Annotated in this window: 16 protein-coding genes and 1 tRNA gene; 11 read left to right on the top strand and 6 right to left on the bottom strand. The window is 71.0% G+C overall.

Annotation, left to right across the window (positions count from 1 at the left end; all coding sequences use genetic code 11):
• Nucleotides 1-12 precede the first annotated feature (12 nt).
• Together B9O00_RS26250 and B9O00_RS26255 are read right to left on the bottom strand one after the other, a co-directional pair.
• Nucleotides 13-597, bottom strand: a complete 585-nt coding sequence (locus B9O00_RS26250) for a phage tail protein (RefSeq protein ID WP_200808671.1) — start codon at nucleotides 595-597, stop codon at nucleotides 13-15.
• A gap of 124 nt (nucleotides 598-721) precedes the next feature.
• Complete coding sequence (locus B9O00_RS26255) at nucleotides 722-1,306, bottom strand: phage tail protein (RefSeq protein WP_085125689.1); 585 nt, start codon at nucleotides 1,304-1,306, stop codon at nucleotides 722-724.
• 252 nt (nucleotides 1,307-1,558) lie between these two features.
• Here B9O00_RS26255 and B9O00_RS26260 point away from each other — a divergent pair.
• The 9 genes from B9O00_RS26260 to B9O00_RS26300 all read left to right on the top strand — a co-directional run bounded on the left by B9O00_RS26260 (nucleotide 1,559) and on the right by B9O00_RS26300 (nucleotide 15,021).
• Nucleotides 1,559-1,634: transfer RNA gene (locus B9O00_RS26260), tRNA-Glu, on the top strand.
• A 354-nt stretch (nucleotides 1,635-1,988) separates the two neighbouring features.
• Nucleotides 1,989-4,322 carry a multiheme c-type cytochrome gene (locus tag B9O00_RS26265; protein ID WP_085125690.1) on the top strand — a complete coding sequence of 778 codons (2,334 nt, stop codon included), beginning with the start codon at nucleotides 1,989-1,991 and terminating at the stop codon, nucleotides 4,320-4,322.
• A 104-nt stretch (nucleotides 4,323-4,426) separates the two neighbouring features.
• Entirely contained in the window at nucleotides 4,427-5,770 is a 1,344-nt protein-coding gene (locus B9O00_RS26270; protein WP_085125691.1) for a hypothetical protein, read from the top strand.
• 89 nt (nucleotides 5,771-5,859) lie between these two features.
• A complete protein-coding gene (locus tag B9O00_RS26275; RefSeq protein WP_085125692.1) occupies nucleotides 5,860-7,122 on the top strand; it encodes a 2Fe-2S iron-sulfur cluster-binding protein in 1,263 nt (420 codons plus the stop codon).
• Nucleotides 7,123-7,192: 70 nt separating this feature from the next.
• Nucleotides 7,193-8,251 carry a cytochrome c family protein gene (locus B9O00_RS26280; protein ID WP_143596350.1) on the top strand — a complete coding sequence of 353 codons (1,059 nt, stop codon included), beginning with the start codon at nucleotides 7,193-7,195 and terminating at the stop codon, nucleotides 8,249-8,251.
• Nucleotides 8,252-8,261: 10 nt separating this feature from the next.
• Nucleotides 8,262-9,980, top strand: coding sequence for a cyclic nucleotide-binding domain-containing protein (locus B9O00_RS26285; protein WP_085125693.1), 1,719 nt, complete (start codon nucleotides 8,262-8,264; stop codon nucleotides 9,978-9,980).
• Nucleotides 9,977-10,801 (top strand): hypothetical protein, encoded by an 825-nt coding sequence (locus B9O00_RS26290; protein WP_085125694.1) that lies wholly within the window; start codon nucleotides 9,977-9,979, stop codon nucleotides 10,799-10,801. The genes B9O00_RS26285 and B9O00_RS26290 overlap by 4 nt, the downstream gene beginning before the upstream one ends.
• Nucleotides 10,798-13,269, top strand: coding sequence for a hypothetical protein (locus B9O00_RS32715; RefSeq protein WP_089229816.1), 2,472 nt, complete (start codon nucleotides 10,798-10,800; stop codon nucleotides 13,267-13,269). The genes B9O00_RS26290 and B9O00_RS32715 overlap by 4 nt, the downstream gene beginning before the upstream one ends.
• A 93-nt stretch (nucleotides 13,270-13,362) precedes the next feature.
• Nucleotides 13,363-15,021 carry a fumarate hydratase gene (locus B9O00_RS26300; RefSeq protein ID WP_085125696.1) on the top strand — a complete coding sequence of 553 codons (1,659 nt, stop codon included), beginning with the start codon at nucleotides 13,363-13,365 and terminating at the stop codon, nucleotides 15,019-15,021.
• 7 nt (nucleotides 15,022-15,028) lie between these two features.
• Here the strand turns inward: B9O00_RS26300 and B9O00_RS26305 are convergent, their stop codons facing one another.
• The 4 genes from B9O00_RS26305 to B9O00_RS26320 form a co-directional block, all read right to left on the bottom strand.
• On the bottom strand, nucleotides 15,029-15,520 hold the full coding sequence (locus B9O00_RS26305; protein WP_085125697.1) for a PAS domain-containing protein: 492 nt from the start codon (nucleotides 15,518-15,520) through the stop codon (nucleotides 15,029-15,031).
• Between the two features lie 167 nt (nucleotides 15,521-15,687).
• Complete coding sequence (locus B9O00_RS26310; RefSeq protein WP_143596351.1) at nucleotides 15,688-16,176, bottom strand: PAS domain-containing protein; 489 nt, start codon at nucleotides 16,174-16,176, stop codon at nucleotides 15,688-15,690.
• Between the two features lie 115 nt (nucleotides 16,177-16,291).
• Nucleotides 16,292-16,828, bottom strand: coding sequence for a PAS domain-containing protein (locus tag B9O00_RS26315; RefSeq protein ID WP_085125699.1), 537 nt, complete (start codon nucleotides 16,826-16,828; stop codon nucleotides 16,292-16,294).
• 163 nt (nucleotides 16,829-16,991) lie between these two features.
• Nucleotides 16,992-17,585, bottom strand: coding sequence for a superoxide dismutase (locus tag B9O00_RS26320; protein WP_085125700.1), 594 nt, complete (start codon nucleotides 17,583-17,585; stop codon nucleotides 16,992-16,994).
• Nucleotides 17,586-17,943: 358 nt separating this feature from the next.
• On the opposite strand from B9O00_RS26320, the gene B9O00_RS26325 reads away from it, so the two are divergent.
• Nucleotides 17,944-19,137 (top strand): pyridoxal phosphate-dependent aminotransferase, encoded by a 1,194-nt coding sequence (locus B9O00_RS26325; protein ID WP_085125701.1) that lies wholly within the window; start codon nucleotides 17,944-17,946, stop codon nucleotides 19,135-19,137.
• Nucleotides 19,138-19,268: 131 nt separating this feature from the next.
• Nucleotides 19,269-19,460: a hypothetical protein gene (locus B9O00_RS26330; protein ID WP_085125702.1), complete on the top strand. Its 192-nt coding sequence runs from the start codon at nucleotides 19,269-19,271 to the stop codon at nucleotides 19,458-19,460.
• Nucleotides 19,461-19,821 lie beyond the last annotated feature (361 nt).

Below are 19,821 nucleotides of genomic sequence, written 5' to 3' on the forward strand. Positions count from 1 at the left end.
CGATCCGCTCCGTCAGTTGCGCGACGGGTAGATGCCTTCCAATGCGAAGATGAACTGGATCGCCTGCAGCGGCTGCACGACCGAGAAGGATCGGCCGCCGCCGGTGTCGCCGAGGGTGATAGTGCCGGAGATCGAGCCGCCGAACAGGGTCGTCACGCCGTCCGGCTCGCCGTAGATGTTCGGCAGGTCGGAGACGCCGCGTTGCGCGATCTGTGCCGGCACCAGCACCATGTCCGGGGTGCCCTCGCTCGCCGGGTCGGCCGAAGCGGGGCGAATGGCCACGAGATTGTGGGCGGGGAGGTGGTTGTGCGTCGGCATCTCCCTGACCGTCAGGGTGACCGACTCCTGGCCCGTCTTGCTGCCCTGCGCATGGAACGACGTGCCGGAACTCTGACCCGCGGCGACCGGCGAACGGTTGCGCAGGTCGGGAAGCTGAAAGGTCGTGCGTCCGTCGCCGCCGTAGATCGTCCCGATCAGGGAGAAGACGGCGGTGAACTGGGAGATGGCCAGCAGCTGACCGGCACAGAGGGTCCACTGTCGCGGTGCCCAGGTCGGGCCCCAGGCGGAAATCATCGAGATCATCGGTTGAGCGGCCATGGCGGGAAGACCTCTTCAGCTATGGGCGCGGTCGTCGGATGCCTTGTCCGTCCTGGGTCCGTCCTGGTCGACCAGGACGGCTGGCGCTCGCGGGGCGCGGGATCGGCGCATCCTGTCGACCTCCTCAGTTGCGCGAGGGGAAGATGCCTTCCATCGCGAAGATGTACTGGATCGCCTGTATCGGCTGCACGATCGAGAAGGACTCGCTGGCGCCGGTGTTGCCGATGGCCACCGAGCCGACGACGTTGCCGGGGGCCAGCATTGTCGTGCCGTCCGGCGTGCCATAGATGTTCGGCAGGTCGGTGACGCCGCGCTGCGCGATCTGCGCCGGCACCAGCGTCGGGCCCGGCGTGCCCTCGCTCGCCGGATCGGCCGAGGCCGGATGAGTCACGGTGAGCGACGCCGATGCCACATGGTTGTGCGTCGGCAGCTCGAGCACGGTCAGGACCTGGCTCTCCGAGCCCAACAGGGCGCCCTGGGGAACGAAGGAGGTACCGGGGCTCTGGCCCGCGGCGACGGGCACCCGGGCGCGCAGGTCCGGCAGCCGGAAGGTCGTGCGCCCGTCGCCACCGTAGATCGTGCCGATCAGGGAGAAGACGGCGCTGTATTGCGCGATCGACACCAGCTGGCCGGCGCATAGGGTCCATTGCCGCGGCGCCCAGGTCGGTCCCCAGCCGGAAATGGCAGTCATCAAGGGCTCGAAAGCCATCGCCTGATCCCCCCTCTGTGCAAGAAGCCTTGCCCGGACGTTGTCTTGTCGCCTCGGTCCGCACGCCCGGCAGGACGTCCTGAAAGACGATGCCCGACGACCGGCAGATCCAGGATCAGGCTATCGGGAGTTGCACGGCTCGGCAATCGACGATTTCGTTACGCGGCAAAGTGACTACCGCCGTTGCGAGCGGGCGGCCCGCGCGGCCTTGCCTTTGCCCGGCACCGGCGCTATCTCTCGCGCCGCCTCGCGGTCCCCATCGTCTAGAGGCCCAGGACATCAGCCTTTCACGCTGAAGACGCGGGTTCGATTCCCGCTGGGGACGCCATTCCTGGCAAGCCGCCGAAGGACCCGAGCCGAAATGCCCGAGATTGCGCGCCGGTCGTCTGGCCGGGCGTACGGCTGTCCGCGATTCCCGCCCCCGGCAATGGGGTACCGGGGCCGGCAGCGGCGCCGGCCGCTCTTCATTCCCTTGCGGGTGGGTGAGGAGGAAGTCGGGCGTCGGAAGTAACAAAAGTAAGACGGGACCAAAACGGCGCATGTTCTGCCCTGCGAGAAGCGACTTGATCTGACTCCCGGGACGGTGGCACCTTAAGTCTTCTGGGGGCGTTTGGTTCACGATGTGAAGGTTTCGGCGCGCGAACCTGCGGTGCGATCAGGCACGGGGCGGGGAGGCGTTGGTTTGTTCTATATTCGGGGGATATTCTGCTCGACGCTGGGCAGTCCGCTCCGGCTGTCAGGGCTTCTCGCCGCCGGCTCGGCCCTGGTCGCCGTGGGCTCGGCCCTGGCCGCCGTGGGCACCCTCGTCGGCGGCCTGTCCCTCGTCGCGGCGGCCGACACGGAGGCTGCGCCCCCGAGGACCGCGATCCCGGCAGAGGCCGCGATCCCGCGAGAGGGGACTCCGGGGTCGGCGGATCCGCGAGGGGCGGCCCCGGCGGGCGGCGCCCGGCTTCTGCTGGCCCAGGCCAGCGGGGGCGGCCTGCTCACGGACAGCGGCGACGATCTGCTGACGGACGGTGGCGGAGACGATCTGCTTTCCGGCGACCAGCCGGCCGGGGACGACGGGCTCCTGCCGGCGACCGGTGCCGGAACTGGCGACGATCTGCTGGGCGGCCAGGGCGGCGGGAACGAAGGTCAGGGCGGTGCCCAGGGCGGCGGCCTGCTCTCCAACGACCTGACGACCGGCGGTGAGGCAAAGCCGGACAACCTGCTGCAGAACGACCTGCTGGCGCCGGCCGATACGGGCGCCGCGCCGGGCGAGACGGAGCCGGAGAAGACGCCGGCCCAGATGCATGCCGAGCTCTTCGCCGCCACCGGCGACCTCTATCCCTCGGCCAACCAGTGCGCCACCTGCCACCCGAGGCAGTACGAGCAGTGGTCGGTCTCGCAGCACGCCTACGCCCAGCTCAGTCCCGTCTACATGGCCATGCAGATGGCGATCAACGCCAAGCTCGCGGGCACGGACGGCGACTTCTGCATCCGCTGCCACAACCAGGTCGGCATGAACCTCGGCGAGTCGGTCTACGTCTCGAACCTGGACCGCCATCCGACCTCGCGCGAGGGCATCACCTGCGTCGTCTGCCACCGCGTCGCCCACGACTACGGCAAGGTCTCCGGCCGGCTGCCCCTGAAGCAGGGCGACCTCTTCTCGCCGGTCTACGGCCCGACCGGCGACAGCGAGCTGAAGCGCGTCCTCGCCAGCCCCGAGCAGTACCGCGTCGTCACCAAGCGCGGCGAGAGCGGGCGCGGCATCCATCAGGATGTGAAGCGCTTCTTCGCCCTGACCAGGCCGACCTTCTGCGGCGCCTGCCACGACGTCACGCTGTTCAACGGCTTCCGCCTCGAGGAGGCCTTCTCGGAGTACCGCCGCACGGAGTCGGCGGCGACCGGCGTCACCTGCCAGGACTGCCACATGGGCAAGGAGCAGGGGGTCGCCTCCGGCTACGACGAAGGACCGGCGGCGACGGTCGGCGGCGTGCCGACGCGACCGCGCAAGCTCACCAATCACTACTTCGCCGGCCCGGACTATTCGATCGTCCACCCGGGCATCTTTCCGCACAACGTCGAGGCGGCCGCCTTCAAGCCGCTGCGCGACTGGCTTCGGTTCGACGTCGATTCCGGCTGGGGCACCGACGCCTTCGAGAACGGCGCCGCGCTCGACCATCCCTATCCCGACGCCTGGCTGGCGATCGACGACCGCTACGACGCGCGCAAGATCCTGGACGAGCAGCAGCGGCGCCTGGCGTGGGCGCAGCAGCAGCGCCTGGAGGTGCTGCGCAACGGCTTCAAGCTCGGCGAGATCCGGGTCGTCGAGGCGGATGCCGACGGCCTCGGCTTCCAGGTCGAGGTCCGCAACGGCACCGCGGGCCACGCGGTGCCGACGGGCTTCGACGCCGAGCGGCTGATCTTCCTGGAGGTCGAGGTCAGGGACGCCGACGGCAAGCTGGTCTACGTCTCCGGCGATCGCGATCCGAACGGCGACGTCCGCGATGCCCATTCGCTCTACGTCCACGACGGCGAGCTGCCGCTCGACGAGGACCTGTTCAGCCTGCAGTCCCGCTTCCTGGTGCGCATGCAGCGCGGCGGCGAGCGCGAGGAGGTGCTGGCGCTCAACCACTCCTTCTCGCCGCAGCCCTTCGTGCGGCCCGAGGCGCGGGCGACGACGATCTACGGCCGGCCGCGCGGTGCCCGCAAGCAGAAGATGACCATCGAGCCGCTCGGCAGCCGGACCGCCAGCTACCGGGTTCCCGCCGGCAGCCTGAGCGGCGCCGGCCCCTACAGGATCAGCGTGCGCCTGGTCTCGCAGATGGTGCCGGTGAACCTGGTCGCGGCGATCCAGGGCGTCGGCTTCGACTACGGCATGAGCTCGAAGCAGGTCGCCGACCGCGTGGTCGCCGGCGCCTCGACGCTCTGGACTCGCGAGGCCACGGTCGAGATCGAAGGGCGTCCGGAGCGCTCCGCCGCGAGGCCACGGGCCGAGCAGAGCGCCTCCTCCTTGCAGGGAGAGGGACGATAGAGAGCGATCGCGCAGAGGGGCGGCAAGCCGCAGCAGGCGGCTCGCCCGAGCCGTGGTGGGCGCCGGGCCGGAGGGGCGCTGTCCTGCTGGTCCTGGCCGGCCTGATGCCGCTGGCCGCCCTGCAGCCGGCGCTGGCAGCCGGGCCCGCGCTGTCGGACACGCCGATTCCGATGGCGACGGAGGAAGAGCTGCCGCCGCGCACGGCGCCGCTGATCGAGATCGGCCCCGCCTTCCTCGGGGCCGGCAACCTGCCGGAAGGCTTCGAGCTGCCGACCGGCGCCGTCTGGAACCCGGCCTTCTGGGTCTTCGGCAGCTATCGCACGGCGCTCGACTATTTCGATCGGGACGGCTCCGGCAGCAGCGACGCGACGGCGGAGTGGACGAACCGCCTCGACCTCTTCGGCAACCTGCAGCTCTCCGGCACCGAGCGGGTGCTGATCGGGGTCTCGCCGCTGCGCCACGACGGCAGGTTCAGCGGCTATGCCTTCGAGTCGCCTTCTGGCAGCGGCTTCGACAACGCGCTGAACCTCCGCCTCACCACGCTCTTCTTCGAGGGCGAGATCGCCGAGATCTTTCCCGACCTCGACGCCCGCCAGAGCGGCGTCTTCGACCTCGGCTTCTCGGTCGGCCGTCAGCCCCTGTTCTTCCAGGAGGGCATCATGATCAACGACACGACCGATGCCCTGGCCCTGACCCGGGAGACCATCATCGTGCCGGGCCTTTCGGTGGACACGCGCGTCACGGCCCTCTGGGGCTGGGGCGACGTGAACCGGGAGGACAACCGGGAGGACGACAAGGCGCAGCTCTTCGGGCTCTTCGCCGAGAGCGACGTCGGCAGCAGCACCGTGCAGCTGGACGCCGCCTACGTCGCCAGCGATGCCGACGGCCTCAACCTCGGTGCCGCCTCGACCCAGCGCCTGACGCTGTTCGGCAAGACGATCGACAGCTCCTTCCGGATCAACCAGTCCTGGGCGCTCGACCAGGAGTCGGAAAAGGTCAGCACCGGCACGCTGCTGTTCGCCGAGCTGAACATGACACCGAGCCATACCGACAACGTGCTCTACGCGAACGGCTTCCTGGGCATCGACGACTTCACCTCGGCATCGCGCGGCGAAACGGTGGGCGGGCCGCTCGGACAGGCGGGCCTGCTCTTCGCCAACGTCGGGCTCGGCCGCTACGACGCGCCGCTGAACAACCGTGCCGGCCACGTCGTCGGCGGCGCGCTGGGCTACCAGCTGTTCTTCAACGACGAGCGCACCCAGCTGATCTTCGAGCTCGGCGGCCGGCTGGGCACCGACAGCTCCTCGCCGAGCGAGGCCGCCCTCGGAAGCCGCTTCCAGCAGGCGATCGGCGATCGCTTCGTCGTGCGCGTCGACGGCTTCGTCTCCGCGAAGGAGGACGGAATTCCGGGCTTCGGCGCCCGGACGGAGTTCGTGACGCAGTTCTAGTGCCGGCTGCCGGACGAGCGGCGCGTGGGAGTTGCCGAGGGATCGCGCCCGGCCGAGCGGTGGTGCATCGGACCCGAGAGGAAGGCGGCATGGTCGCAGTGCTGGAGATCGCCGGCTACGCCATCGTGGGAGGGGCGCTGCTCGAGGTCGCGTTCGGCCTGTTCGGCATGCTGCGCCGGCAGGTCGAACGGGCGCGGCACGACAGGGCCGAGGAGGCGCTGTTCCGGCGCCGCTCCCAGGCGCTGCTGAGTGCCGCCGAGGCCCGGCGCGAGACCGCCGAACTGTCCTGGACCGGCTTCCGCAAGTTCGAGATCGTCGACAAGGTCATGGAGGCCGAGGGCATCTGCTCCTTCTATCTCCGCCCGCACGACCGCATGCCGCTGCCGCCCTTCGAGCCGGGCCAGCACCTGACCTTCCGCCTGCGCATTCCGAACCAGGCCAAGCCGGTGGTGCGCTGCTATTCGCTGTCGGAGGCGCCGAGCCGGCGGGAGGTCTACCGCATCACGATCAAGCGCGTGCCGCCGCCGCCCAACGAGCCGGAGGCGCCGCCGGGCCTCTGCTCGGACTTCTTTCACGACAGCCTGCAGGTCGGGGACATCGTCGAGGTCCAGGCGCCGAGCGGCGGCTTCTGCCTGGACCGGACCCGGGAGACGCCGATCGTGCTGATCGGCGGCGGCATCGGCCTGACGCCCCTGCTGTCGATGCTGAACAGCATCCACGACAGCGGCAGCGAGCGGGAGGTCTGGTTCTTCTACGGCGCGCGCCACGGCGGCGAGCATGTCATGAAGGAGCACCTGAGGCGGATCGCGGCCGGGGCTCCGAACGTCCACCTCGTCGTCTGCTACAGCGAGCCGCGCGCGCAGGACCGGCTCGGCGAGGACTACGACCGGGCCGGGCACATCTCGGTCGCGATGATGCGCGAGCGGCTGGGCGCCGCGAACTACGACTTCTACCTCTGCGGCCCGCCGCCGATGATGAGCAGCGTCACCGCCGACCTGGCGGAATGGGGCATTCCCGAGAGCGCGATCCATTTCGAGGCCTTCGGTCCGGCGACGGTCAAGCGGGCGCGGCCGGCGGCGTCGGCCGAGTCCGTGACCGAGGTCGAGGTCGTCTTCGCGCGGTCCGGCAAGACCGCGCGCTGGACAGCGGAGGTCGGCTCGCTGCTCGACCTCGCCGAGGCCAACGGCGTCGCGATCGAGTTCGGCTGCCGTGCGGGCAGCTGCGGCACCTGTTCGACGGCGTTGCGCGAAGGCGAGGTCGACTACCTGAGCCGGCCGGGCTCGCCGCCGGAACGCGGCTCGTGCCTGAGCTGTGTCGCCGTGCCCAAGGGGCGGATCGTCCTCGATGCCTGAAGCGGCTGTGGATTCAACGAGCAAGCGCGACGTCGGCGAGCGCGACGACAGGGAAAGGGAGTCTCCCAGGATGTCCAAGCGGAGCAAGCAGAACTCGATCCGGTGGTTCCGGACGGCAGTCGGGACGCCGTTGCTGCTGGTGGCGGCGGCCCTGCTGACCGGCAGCCTGCTGGCGCCGGCCGCGGCGCAGGCCCAGGTCGAGCGCGATCCGGCCAAGGTCGTCGGGCCGGGCGAGTGCGCCGAGTGTCACAAGGACACCGCGGCGATCTGGCGGCACACCCACCACTTCGCGACCTTCCGGGAGATGCCCCAGAGCAAGAAGGGCATCGAGATCGCCCAGAAGATGGGCCTGCGCCGGATCAAGGAGGGCAGCCTCTGCCTCGACTGCCATTTCACGACGCAGATCAAGGACGGTGAGCGCGAGCCGATCGCCGGCATCTCCTGCGAGTCCTGCCACGGCGCCGGGCGCGACTACCTCAAGGTCCACTCCAAGTTCTCCGGCAAGAAGGAGGGCGAGGAGACCAAGGCGGAGATCGCCGAGCGCTGGCGCAAGTCCGAGGCGGGCGGCATGATCCGCCCCTACATGATGTATCGCTGGGCGAAGAACTGCTACAGCTGCCACGTCGTGCCGCAGGAGAAGCTGGTCAATCTCGGAGGCCATACCGCCGGCAGCGCCTTCGAGCTGGTCGCCTGGTCCCAGGGCGAGGTCCGGCACAACGTCTGGTACAACAAGGGCAAGAGCAATCCGCCGGCCGATCTGAACCAGCGCCGCAAGATGTTCGTCGTCGGCATGGCGGTGGAGCTGGAGACCGCCCTGCGCGCGGTCGGCGCGGCCACCGAGAAGGCGACCTACGCGATCACCATGGCGAAGCGGGCCGACATCGCCCGCAAGCGCTTCCGTCAGGCGACGCAGCTGATCGGCGGCGGCGTGCCGGAGATGGCGAGCATCGTGAAGGCGGCCGACGGCGCCGCCCTGAAGCTCAACAACAAGGCCCAGCTGGACGCCGCCGCCGACGCGATCGGCAAGGCGACCCAGGCACTGGTCAACAAGTACGACGGCGGCGGCTTCGGCGGCATCGACCGCGCCCTGCCGCCCGAAAGCCAGTGGAAGGGGACTCCGGAGAAGTAGCCGGCAGCGGATGAACGATGCCCCCGCCATAGCCCGGCCCCGGCGCTGGGACCGCCCCTTCGGGGACGGCCTGACCGACGCGGAGGTGGAGCGGCTGCTCGCCCAGCCGCTGTTCCGGATGGTCGATCCGGCACAGTTCCGCGCGCCGCTGCTGCTCGCGGACATCCTGCGCAACGACGGCCGGCTGGTGTGCTATGCGGCCGGAGACGTGATCGTGCGCGAGGGCGACTACGGCAGCTCGCTCTTCGTGATCCTCTCCGGACGCGTGCGGGTGGTGACCGACGGGACCAGCGACGCGGAGCTCGGCCGCGGCACCCGCCTGCGCCGGCACGGGCTCTTCCAGGCGCTGCGCCAGCTCTGGACCAATCCGGAGCAGCCCGAGGTGCGCGACCCGGCGGGCTACTCCCGGCGCGGCGCAACGCTCGGCCTGCGGGGCGAGGCCGAGGCGGCCAGGACCTTCCTGCGCGACGTCGCCGCGTTCTGCCGGCGGCACGAGACCGTGGCCCTGGGCGACGGGGACTGCTTCGGCGAGATCGCGGCGATCGCCCGGCAGCCGCGCACCGCGACGGTCTTCGCGGAGACGCCGACCGAGGCGGTCGAGCTGCGCTGGCAGGGACTGCGCGACATCCGCCAGCGATCGACCGCCTTCCGCGACCATGTCGACGGCCTCTATCGCGCGCGGGCGCTGATCCAGCACCTGCGCGAATCGCCCCTGTTCCGGCACCTCGACGAGACGGCGCTGAGCGAGATCGCCCAGCATACGATCTTCGAGAACCACGGCGCGGCCGAGTGGTACCGGGACTTCCGCCAGGTCAAGGGGCGGGAGGCCGGCGCGGTGACCGCGATCGAGGAGGTCATCGCCCAGGAGGGGCACTACCTGGACGGCCTGATCATGCTGCGCTCGGGCTTCTGTCGCATCAGCGAGCAGCTGGACGCCGGCCATCGCACCGTCAGCTACGCAACCGAGAACGACGTCTTCGGCCTGGGGGAGATCGTCGCCCACGTCCGCCAGGGCGCGCCGCTGGTCTTCCGCCGCAGCCTGCGCGCGGTCGGCTACGTCGACGTGCTGCGCGTGCCGACCGAGATGGTCGAGCGCCTGGTCCTGCCGGGTCTGCCGGCCGAGCTGCTCGACGCCGTCGAGGCCGCGCCGGAGCGGCCCGCGCTGCCGGAGCTGGCCCACGCCTCCGATGTCGGCATCGACCAGGCGCTGCTCGACTTCCTGGTCGACCAGCGCACGGTGAACGGGACCGCGACGATGCTGATCGACACCGATCGCTGCACCGGCTGCGACGATTGCGTCAGGGCCTGCGCCGCGACCCACCGCAGCAATCCGCGCTTCAAGAGGCACGGCCCGATACACGAGGCCCTGCAGGTCACCAATGCCTGCATGCACTGCGCCGACCCGGTCTGCCTGATCGGCTGCCCGACCGGTGCGATCCACCGGAGCCCCACCGGGCCGGTGATCATCGACGACGCCACCTGCATCGGTTGCGCCACCTGTGCGCAGTCCTGTCCCTACGACAACATCACGATGGTCGAGATCCGCGATGCCGAGGGCGCCTTCATCGTCGACGAGGCCAGCCGGCAGCCGATCGTCAAGGCGACGAAGTGCGATCTCTGCTTCGACCAGCTCGGCGGCCCGGCCTGTCAGCGTGCCTGTCCGCACGACGCGCTGGTGCGCATGGACATGCACGATCCCCGGCATCTGGCCGCCTGGGTGAGCCGATGAGCCGCTTCGCCACGCGACGGCTGCGCAACGGGCTCGCCGGCCTGCTGGCGATGGCCCTGCTCTGGACCGTCGTGGAGCTGCGCGGCCTCACGATGCAGGACAGCGGCCGCCTGACCGGCTGGCTGCTGGTCGCTGCCCTCGTCGTGCTGGGCGCCTACAATCTGCGCAAGAAGCTGCCCGTGCTGCCGCTCGGCGATTCGGCTTCCTGGCTGCAGCTGCACCTCTATCTCGGCCTGGTCACGGCGCTGCTGTTCTTCCTGCACGGCGGATGGGGGCTGCCCGACGGCCCCTTGGAGATCCTGCTCTGGGGCCTGGTGCTCGGGCTTCTCGTCACCGGCATCTTCGGCCTGGCCCTGAGCCGCCTGGCCCCGGCCGCCCTGACCTGGCACGGCGAGCGCGTGATCCACGAGCGGATTCCGCAGTTGCGCCGCCGCCTCGCGGACGAGGTCGAGGAGCTGGTGACCCGGGCGGTCGAGGAGACTTCCTCGGGGACCCTGGCCGGCTACCACGTCAACGTCCTGAAGCGCTATTTCGCGCGCCCGCGCCATCGCTGGTACCACCTCGTGCGCTCGAAGCGGCCGCTGCGCCATCTCTGCCGGGAGATCGAGGCCCTGAAGCGCTATCTCGGGCCGGGCGACCGGGCGGTGCTGGACGAGATCGAGGCGCGCATCGTCGCCAAGGACAACCTGGACTTCCAGGAGACCTGGCAGGGGCTGCTCAAGGGCTGGCTGTTCCTGCACGTGCCCCTGACCTACGCGACCCTGGTCATGGTGCCGCTCCACGTCGTCCTGGCCTATGCATTCGGGGCGGGCCGGCCGTGAGCCGAGAGCTGCAGTCCTTCGATTTCCGGAGCAGCGGCTACGAGCGGCCGAACCGGAGATGGGTCTGCGGCCGTGCCGCCGACGGCCGCCCCTGCCGCGCCGGGCCGGACCACCGCGGCCGCTGCCGTGCCGAGGCGGAGTGCCACCCGCGCCTCGAGGGCGGGCGCTATCTCTGCACCCGGCCGGAGTCGGCGGGCGGCAGCTGTGCCGAAGGGCCCTTGCCGGACGGTGGCTGCACCCATCGGCCGCTGCCCTGCACGCCGGTGCCGAGCCTGCGCGCGCGGCGCGGCCGGGCGGCACGCTGGGCCGCCGTCTTCGCCGTCGGCCTGCTGGCCCTGCTGCTGGGCAGCCCGGCCGGGCTGCGTTGGCTGTCACCCGGGGAGCTCAGCCGCTCCCATGCCAGCATCGGGGACTGCGGGACCTGTCACGCGAGCGCCGCTGCCGGGCCGGTCGGCTGGCTGCACGCCGCCCTGGTCGGCACGCCGGAGGCCGACGACCCGGCCAGCGACAGCCGACGCTGCCTGACCTGCCACCGGTCCGGCAGCGAGCCCTTCGCCGCGCACGGCCTGCCGTCGGCACGGCTGCATCCGGAGGCGCCGAGCCAGGCGGCCGGCCATCCGCCGGTGATTATTACCGGCGGCGGCCTCGTCCAGGTCGGCCTGCGGCTCGCCGGCCGTCTGTCCGGGGCGCCCGGCGGCGAGGGCGACGCGGCCCTGCCCTGTGCGACCTGCCACCGCGAGCATCGCGGCCTGGCCGGCGACCTCGAGGCGATGGGCGACCTGCAGTGCCAGACCTGTCACGCCGTCAAGTTCGCCGGCTTCAATGCGGGCCATCCCGAGTTCGAGGGCTATCCGCCTGTCCGGCCGACCGGCATCCTCTTCGACCACGTCTCGCACATGGAGCGGCATTTCCCGAAGAGCGACGCGGCGCACCGCCCGGCGCAGTGCGCCGACTGCCATCGCCTCGACGCCGGCGGCGGGCAGATGCTGACCGTCGGCTTCGAGACAGGCTGCGCCGCCTGCCATGCCGGCGACGTGCGCGGCACGGCCGCCGCGGGCTCGACCGGCGTCTCGCTCTTCGTCGTGCCGGGCCTCGACCTGGAGACGCTGCGCGCGCGCGGCGCGGCCATCGGCGGCTGGCCCGCGCTCTCCGACCGGCCTCTGGCGCCCTTCATGGCGCTGCTGCTGGCCGGCGATCCCGCTCTTCGGGACGCGCTCGCGACCTTCCGGCGCCTCGATCCCCTGGACCTGCGCCAGGCCGGCCAGAGCGAGATCGACGCGGTCGTCGCCGTCGCCTGGGCGACCAAGGCGCTGCTCTTCGATCTCGTCGCCGAAGGCCCCGGGTCGCTGCGACCGAGGCTCGAGACGGCACTCGGCGTCCCGATCGACGGGACACGGCTGCGTGCCCTGGCCGGCGGCCTGCCCTTGGCGACGGTGCGCAGCGCGGCCAGGACCTGGTTCCCGGACCTGGCGCAGGAGGTCGCCCGCCACCGTGCCGGGCTGCCGGTGCCGATGCCGGAGGCCGAGACCGCGACGCCGGCGGCGGAGCAGACGGCCGCTCCGGCGCCCGATGCGGCCGGCTCCACCGACCTGCTCGGCAACGACGGCGGCGGCGACGCCGGGGGCGACGGCGGCCTGCTCTCGGGCGGCGCGCCGGCGGGCGGCGACCTCCTGAGCGGCAGCGAGCCCGCGACGAACGACCTGCTGGCCGGGAGCGGCTCCGAGGGCGGCGACCTCTCGGGCGGCGACCAGGCGGACGGCGGGGGCCTGCTGAGCGGCGGCGAATCGGGCGAGGGCGACCTGCTGGCGGCGCCCGGCGGGTCGACGGAGCCGCAGGAGACGACCGCCGCCGCTCCCGCGACGCCGCCGGTGACCGCCGAGCTGCCGCAGCCCGACCCCGAACGCTGGAGCGCGCTCGGCGGCTGGTACGGCGACTACTTCGCGCTGTCCTACCGCCCGGGCGACCATGCCGACCCCTTCCTGAAGCAGTGGATCGAGGTCGCCGGGGCCAGCCGCGGCGCGCCGGCCGCGGCGGCCGGCGGCGAGGACCTGCTGAGCCTGCTGACGGCGAAGGACGCGCCGGGCCGCTGCGCCGAATGTCATCGTCTCGTCCGTCAGGCCGACGGCAGCCTCGTGCCCGACTGGCGAGCCCGCCGGCCGGAGCCGGGGCGGCAGGATTTCACCCGCTTCCGGCACCAGCCGCACTTCGACCGCCTGAGCGGCCGCGCGCGTAGCGAAGGCTGCCTGACCTGCCATCGTCTCGGCCGCGGCGTCGAAGCCTCGGCCGCGCCGGCGGCGGCCGGGGGCCCGGACTTCCGGCCGATCGAGCGCGCGACCTGTGCCGAGTGCCACAGCGCGGCTGCGGCCGGCGAGAGCTGCCTCCTGTGCCACAACTACCACGTCGGCCCGGTCGGCCATCCGCCGCCCGAGACCGCCACGGCCGATCCCGGCAAGACGGCCGGCGACTGAGCCGCCGCGGCGTCGCACCGCTTGACCTCGGCGCGCGCGCTCGGCATGTCCTGCGGCGCAACGAGACAATTCGCTTCGGAAGGGATTGCTGTCATGGCCGACGCCGCGTCGATTGGGGAAGGGCAGGGGCGCTACGAGGGGCTCTTTCCGCTGGCCGGGGACGCGACGCCCTATCGCAGGCTCGAGGGCGGCGAGGCGCTGGTCGCGACCGCCGACTTCGCCGGCGAGGAGGTGCTGACGGTCGAGCCCGAGGCGCTTCGGCTGCTCTCCGAGCAGGCCTTCATGGACATCAACCACTATCTCAGGCCCGGCCACCTGCAGCAGCTCAGGAACATCCTCGACGACCCCGAGGCCTCGCCGAACGACCGCTTCGTCGCCTTCGACCTGCTGAAGAACGCCAACATCTCGGCCGGCGGCGTGCTGCCGATGTGCCAGGACACCGGCACGGCGATCGTCATGGGCAAGAAGGGCCGGCGGGTCTGGACGAAGGGCCGCGGGGGCAGCGACGAGGCGGCGCTGGGGCAGGGCGTGCTGGACGCCTACGCCAAGCGCAACCTGCGCTACAGCCAGCTGGCGCCGCTCTCGATGTTCGAGGAAAGGAACACGCGCACCAACCTGCCGGCGCAGATCGAGCTCTATGCCGAGGGCGAGGAGGCCTACAAGTTCCTCTTCGTCGCCAAGGGCGGCGGCTCGGCCAACAAGACCTTCCTGTTCCAGGCGACGCCCTCGGTGCTGACGCCGGACCGGCTGATCCCCTTCATCGAGGAGAAGATGAAGAGCCTGGGCACGGCGGCCTGCCCGCCCTACCACCTGGCCGTGGTGATCGGCGGCACCAGCGCCGAGCTCAACCTCAAGACCGTCAAGCTGGCCAGCTGCCGCTATCTCGACGGCCTGCCGACCGAGGGCTCGGAGGCCGGACACGCCTTCCGCGACCTGGAGATGGAGGCCAAGATCCACGCGATCTCGCACCACCTCGGCATCGGCGCGCAGTTCGGCGGCAAGTACTTCTGCCACGACGTCCGGGTGATCCGCCTGCCGCGCCACGGCGCCAGTCTGCCGATCGGCATCGGCGTCAGCTGCTCGGCCGACCGCCAGGCGCTCGGCAAGATCACCCGCGACGGCGTGTTCCTCGAGCAGCTCGAGCACAATCCGGCGCGCTTCCTGCCCGAGGTCGAGGACGCGCATCTCGGCGGCGACGTCGTGAAGATCGACCTGACCCGGCCGATGCCGGAGATCCTGGCCGAGCTGACCCGGCATCCGGTGCGCACGCGGCTGTCGCTGAGCGGGCCGATGATCGTGGCGCGTGACCTCGCCCACGCCAAGCTGCGCGCCCGCCTCGAGGCCGGCGAGCCGCTGCCCGACTATTTCAAGAACCATCCGATCTATTACGCCGGCCCGGCCAAGACGCCGGAGGGTTACGCCTCCGGCTCCTTCGGGCCGACCACGGCGGGGCGGATGGATTCCTTCGTCGAGCAGTTTCAGGCGGCCGGCGGCTCGCTGGTCATGCTGGCCAAGGGCAACCGCAGCAAGCAGGTGACGGACGCCTGCGCGGCGCACGGCGGCTTCTATCTCGGCTCGATCGGCGGCCCGGCCGCGCGCCTCGCCCAGGACTGCATCAAGAAGGTCGAGGTCGTCGAGTACCCCGAGCTCGGCATGGAGGCGATCTGGCGCATCGAGGTCGTCGACTTCCCGGCCTTCATCGTCGTCGACGACAAGGGCAACGACTTCTTCCGCGAGCTGAACCTGGGATAGGCGGCGCTCAGGGCCCCCAGGCGTTCCTCGGCGGTACCAGGAAGGCCGAGACGAAGAGGATGCGCCGGACGCCGCCGGCGGCGTCGCCGAACGGCAGCCCCAGCAGGCGGTAGTGCTGGAAGTCCTTCGGCGCGAAGCTCGCCGTGCCTTCCGTCATGTAGGGCCGCCGCTCGCGGGCGCACCATTCGAGGCGGGCGATCTGCGCGTCCATCCCCGGAATCTCGTCGTAGTAGCGGCCCGTGTGGTCGATGCCGAGCGCCTCGACGACGCTGGTGCCCTGCAGGCGCGTCAGGAAGCGCAGCGGCTCGGCCTCGACCTCGACGAGCCCGAGATGGGGCAGGGAGTCGCGGGGCAGGCGCAGCGGATCGATCGCCTCGACCGGCGGCATCGCCGCCGCGCCGCGGGCCGCGTTCCAGTAGTCGTAGACCGCCTTGAGGTAGGGCGGCGTCAGGGCCGCCGGGTCGAAGCCGTCCTGCAGCCGGTCCGGCCTTTCGGTCATGGTCGCCCCTGGGACATCTGGTCTCCGCTCCTGCCGCACGCAAGGGTCGCAGGCCGCGCGGAGTCAGTCCAGAGGCGAGGCTCCCGGACGGGCGCCGGCGAGCGGCGGCACGCTGCGCCTGGGCGGGCGGTGTCCGGAATCGAGGCGACGGCGGGCAGGGTGAGGAGTCAGGCCCGTTGCTCGCCGGGCGGCGGCAGGAAGGCGAAGACGAACAGCAGGCGCCGGACGTCGCCGGCTTCGCCGCCGAACGACAGGGTCAGGGTGCGGTAGCGCCGGAAATCGTGGGGCGCGAAGGTCACCGCGGACTCCGCGAGATAGGGCCGCCGCTCGCGCACGCCCCATTCGATGCGGGCGATCTGCGGCGCCATTCCCGGGATCTCGTCGAGGTAGCAGCCGGTGTGATCGACTCCGAGCGCCTCGACGACCCGCGTTCCGGTGAGCCGGCTGCGGAAGCGCAGCGGATCCGGCTCGACCTCGACGACGCCGAGATAGGGCAGGCAGGCGAGCGGCAGACGGGTCGGATCGAGCGCCTCGACCGGCGCCAGGGCGTCGGAGCCGCGCGCCTCGCACCAGAAGTCGTAGGCCGCCTGCAGGTAGGACGGCGACAGGGCCTCGCGGCTGAACTGGTCCTGCAGATTGTCCGGCCTTCCGGTCATGCCTTCCTTCCGCGATCCGACCTCCGGGCGCGGCGCCGGCATCGGCCGGTCCGCGCGAAGAGGATGCTTTTCACAGACCCGGGCATGTTACGCCAGAGCCTGCAGCCGGGCGCCGTCAGTAGAGTGCCTGGTCGGCGCGGAAGTAGAGGGTCAGGGCGAGGATCATGTCGACCGTTCGGCCGTCGCGGGCGAGCGGCAGCATGATCCGCTCGAGCAGCCGGCACTCGGAATCGACGTGGTAGGCCGGCGGGCCCTTGCGGTAGCTGACCAGGCCGTCGAGGCCGACCTTCAGGTAGTCGGGATAGGTCGGCTGGCTGACGAAGCTGGGAAAGGCCTCGTCGCACCAGCGTCCGGTCGGGTCGCAGTGCATCTGCTCGTAGTGCTTGGTGCCGAACAGCCGGAAGCGGAAGCGCGGCGGTTCGCGCTGGACGTCGATCAGCCAGAGCCAGGGCAGCAGCGTCGGGATCTCGACCGGGTCGAGGTGCTGGCGCCCCGGCAGGCGGCATCCGGCGGCGTCCGGGGCCGGCAGCTTGGACTGCCAGTAGCCGTAGAGCGCCCGGATGTGGGGATGCCACTGGCCCGGCGCCGGGCGCAGCTGGAAGGGCACGATCTCGGCGGTCGTCTGGGTCCGTGTAGCCGGTGCGGCGCTCAAGGCGGTCTCGCTCACCCTGGGAACTGTCGGGAGGAACAGTCGGGCCGGGCCCGGCCCGACGCGCGTGGCGGGCGTAGCATAGGCGGCCTTCGCCTTAGAGAAAGTAAAAGGGGGGAGCGGCCGCGGCCGCTCCCCCCGGATCCCGTCGCCCGAATCGGGCGGCTCAGTCGAGATTCTGGTTGGCGAAGTCCCAGTTGACCAGCTTCTCGAGGTAGGCCTCGATGAACTTCGGCCGCAGGTTCTGGTAGTCCAGGTAGTAGGCGTGCTCCCAGACGTCGATGACGATCAGCGGCTTGACGTCGCGGACCAGCAGGGTGTCGGCGTTGCCGGTGTTGACGATCTCCAGGCCGCCGTCGGCCTTGGCGGCCAGCCAGGTCCAGCCCGAGCCGAAGTTGCCGGCGCCCGAGGCTTTGAACTTGTCGGCGAAGCCGTCGTAGCCGCCGAAGGACTTCTCGATCGCCTCGGCGACCTTGCCGGTCGGCTTGCCGCCGCCGTTCGGCCGCATCGAGTGCCAGAAGAAGGTGTGGTTCCAGACCTGGGCCGACTGGTTGATCAGGCCCTGGTTCTTGCCGGCGTAGGCGGCCTTGACGATCTCCTCGATGCTCTTGCCCTCGAGCTCGGTGCCCTGGGTCAGCTCGTTGGTCTTGTTGACGTAGGCCTGATGATGCTTGCCGTAGTGGAAGCTCATCGTGTTGCCGGAAATGGCCGGGGCCAGCGCATCCTGGGCATAGGGCAGCTTGGGAAGCTCAATCGCCATGACGGTACTCCTTGTTCTTCTGTGACGCTCTTGCTGCGATCCGCTCACGGAAAACGCGGCGGTGCCCTGACAACACCGCCGGCGTCGTGATGGGTCCTTACATAAGCCCGATGCCGGGCTTGTGAAGGCGGGGTCGGGAGGCCGGGGACGACCGCGGTGCGGTCGTCCCCGGCCTGCCCACGAGCAGCAGGCTACCACCCGTCGGCGGTGCCGGAAAACGCCCGGCGCACAGTCCAGATGCGCGCCTGCCCGCGGGCTGCGGACCCGGCCGCGGACCCGGCCTGCGGCGCCGGCGCTTGTCGGCGCGCCGCAGGCCGTGGCAGACAGGCCGGGACCCTCGAACTCCCGGAGTGCCCCCATGGCCTATCCCGCCCCGATCCGCCCGGCCGTCGACGAGCTGGAGACCTCGGGCATCCAGCAGGTCTTCGACCGCGGCATCGGCCGGCCCGACGTGATCGGCCTGTGGGTCGGCGAGGGCGACCTGCCGACGCCGGGCTTCATCTGCGAGGCGACCGAGAAGGCGCTGCGCGACGGCCAGACCTTCTACACCTACAAGCGCGGCCTGCCGGAGCTGCGCCAGGCGATCGCCGACTACACCGCCGGCCTCTACGGTATCGCGGCCGATCCGGAGCGGGTCACCGTCACCTCCTCGGGCATGACCGGCATCGTCCACGTGCTGCAGGCGATCCTGACACCGGGCGAGAAGGTCGCGGTGGTCAGCCCGGTCTGGCCGAACATCATGGCGGCGGTCGAGATGGCCGGCGCCACGGTCGTCCAGGTGCCGCTCGACGCCCGGCCCGACGGCGGCTTCCGCCTCGACCTGGAGCGGCTGGCGGCGGCGCTCGACCCGAGCACCCGGGCGGTCTTCGTCGCCAGCCCGAGCAACCCGACCGGCTGGATGATGGAGGCCGAGGAGCAGGCGGCGCTGCTGGAGCTGTGCCGCGGCCGCGGCATCTGGGTGATCGCCGACGAGGTCTACCACCGCTTCACCTACGACCGGCCCCACGCGCCGAGCTTCGCCCAGCACGCCGGCCCCGAGGACGCGCTGATCTGCGTGCATTCCTTCTCGAAGGCCTGGGCGATGACCGGCTGGCGCATGGGCTGGCTGCTGCATCCGCCGTCACTCGGCGAGACCTTCGGCAAGCTGATCGAATACACGACCTCCGGCGCGCCGGCCTTCCTGCAGGCCGGCTGCCTGGCCGCGATCACCCAGGGCGAGGACTTCGTCGCCGGGCTGGTCGAGCGCTGCCGGACCGGCGGCGAGATCGTCTTCCAGGGACTCTCCGCGCTGCCCGGCGTCACGCTGGCCCGGCCGCAGGCGGCCTTCTACAGCTTCTTCCGGCTCGAAGGCCTGGACGACAGCCTGGACTTCTGCTTCCGCCTGCTCGACGAGGCCAAGGTCGGCCTGGCGCCCGGCTCGGCCTTCGGCCGGGGCGGCGAGGGCTATCTCCGGCTCTGCTTCGCCTCCTCGCCGGAGCGCCTCTCGACGGCCATGGACCGCCTGCGACGCTTCCTGGTCGAATCGCGACAAGTGGTTGACAGCAAAGCATAAACCATGCGGGGCACGCCCTGCTCCCCTGCGTTTGCTGCATTTGCGAAGAGGTGCGGAGCCCGCCATCTGCCGCTCCTGAGAGCAACGCCGGGAGGACACCTCCTCCCGGACCCCACGCGAGGAGACAGCAGATGGCCAGCGACAGCTTCACGGCCGACAGCACGATGCCGGGACTGAGCGGCCGCGATCTCGGCCGCCGCGTCCTCGCCCTGTTCGGCCGCGGCGACGCCGCCGAGAACAGCCGCGAGGTCGCCCTGCGCTCGCTCGCCGGTCTCGACCGGCGTGTGCTGCGCGACATCGGCCTGGACCGCGACGCCGCCTGAGACGGCGCCCTCCGGGCAGCAGCGGGACCGGAAAGGGCCGGGCGGGCGACCGTCCGGCCCTTTTCGCGTCCGGGCTCCGGGGCCGGTCTCGCGCCGTGCCGGCCCGTCTGCGGCACTCGCAGGGAGCGGCGGCTCTACATCAGGGGCGAGAGAAATATTCTCCAATGCACCTCCAGATTATTGATCTGGAGCTCGGCGAATAGATTTCTTTGAGAAATCTATTTCTTGAATTCAGGACCCGTTAACCAATCCGGCCAGAAATACCCCAGCGTCCAGCTACAAAAACCAAGTGTCGAACCGAACCGACGTGGGGGTGGAAATGTTCGCCAAGAGCCTGAATCGGCCGTCGTCTCGGCTGCCG

The sequence above is a fragment of the Tistlia consotensis USBA 355 genome (assembly GCF_900177295.1).
In the GTDB taxonomy this organism is placed as follows: domain Bacteria; phylum Pseudomonadota; class Alphaproteobacteria; order Kiloniellales; family DSM-21159; genus Tistlia; species Tistlia consotensis.

Bases quoted from the DNA above. Each gene is read 5' to 3' on its own strand.
- B9O00_RS26250 (WP_200808671.1), bottom strand. From the start codon at position 597: ATGGCCGCTCAACCGATGATCTCGATGATTTCCGCCTGGGGCCCGACC.
- B9O00_RS26290 (WP_085125694.1), top strand. From the start codon at position 9,977: ATGAGCCGCTTCGCCACGCGACGGCTGCGCAACGGGCTCGCCGGCCTG.
- B9O00_RS26275 (WP_085125692.1), top strand. From the start codon at position 5,860: ATGGTCGCAGTGCTGGAGATCGCCGGCTACGCCATCGTGGGAGGGGCG.
- B9O00_RS26300 (WP_085125696.1), top strand. From the start codon at position 13,363: ATGGCCGACGCCGCGTCGATTGGGGAAGGGCAGGGGCGCTACGAGGGG.
- B9O00_RS26320 (WP_085125700.1), bottom strand. From the start codon at position 17,585: ATGGCGATTGAGCTTCCCAAGCTGCCCTATGCCCAGGATGCGCTGGCC.
- B9O00_RS26285 (WP_085125693.1), top strand. From the start codon at position 8,262: ATGAACGATGCCCCCGCCATAGCCCGGCCCCGGCGCTGGGACCGCCCC.
- B9O00_RS26305 (WP_085125697.1), bottom strand. From the start codon at position 15,520: ATGACCGAAAGGCCGGACCGGCTGCAGGACGGCTTCGACCCGGCGGCC.
- B9O00_RS26330 (WP_085125702.1), top strand. From the start codon at position 19,269: ATGGCCAGCGACAGCTTCACGGCCGACAGCACGATGCCGGGACTGAGC.
- B9O00_RS26270 (WP_085125691.1), top strand. From the start codon at position 4,427: ATGCCGCTGGCCGCCCTGCAGCCGGCGCTGGCAGCCGGGCCCGCGCTG.
- B9O00_RS26310 (WP_143596351.1), bottom strand. From the start codon at position 16,176: ATGACCGGAAGGCCGGACAATCTGCAGGACCAGTTCAGCCGCGAGGCC.
- B9O00_RS26325 (WP_085125701.1), top strand. From the start codon at position 17,944: ATGGCCTATCCCGCCCCGATCCGCCCGGCCGTCGACGAGCTGGAGACC.
- B9O00_RS26255 (WP_085125689.1), bottom strand. From the start codon at position 1,306: ATGGCTTTCGAGCCCTTGATGACTGCCATTTCCGGCTGGGGACCGACC.
- B9O00_RS26280 (WP_143596350.1), top strand. From the start codon at position 7,193: ATGTCCAAGCGGAGCAAGCAGAACTCGATCCGGTGGTTCCGGACGGCA.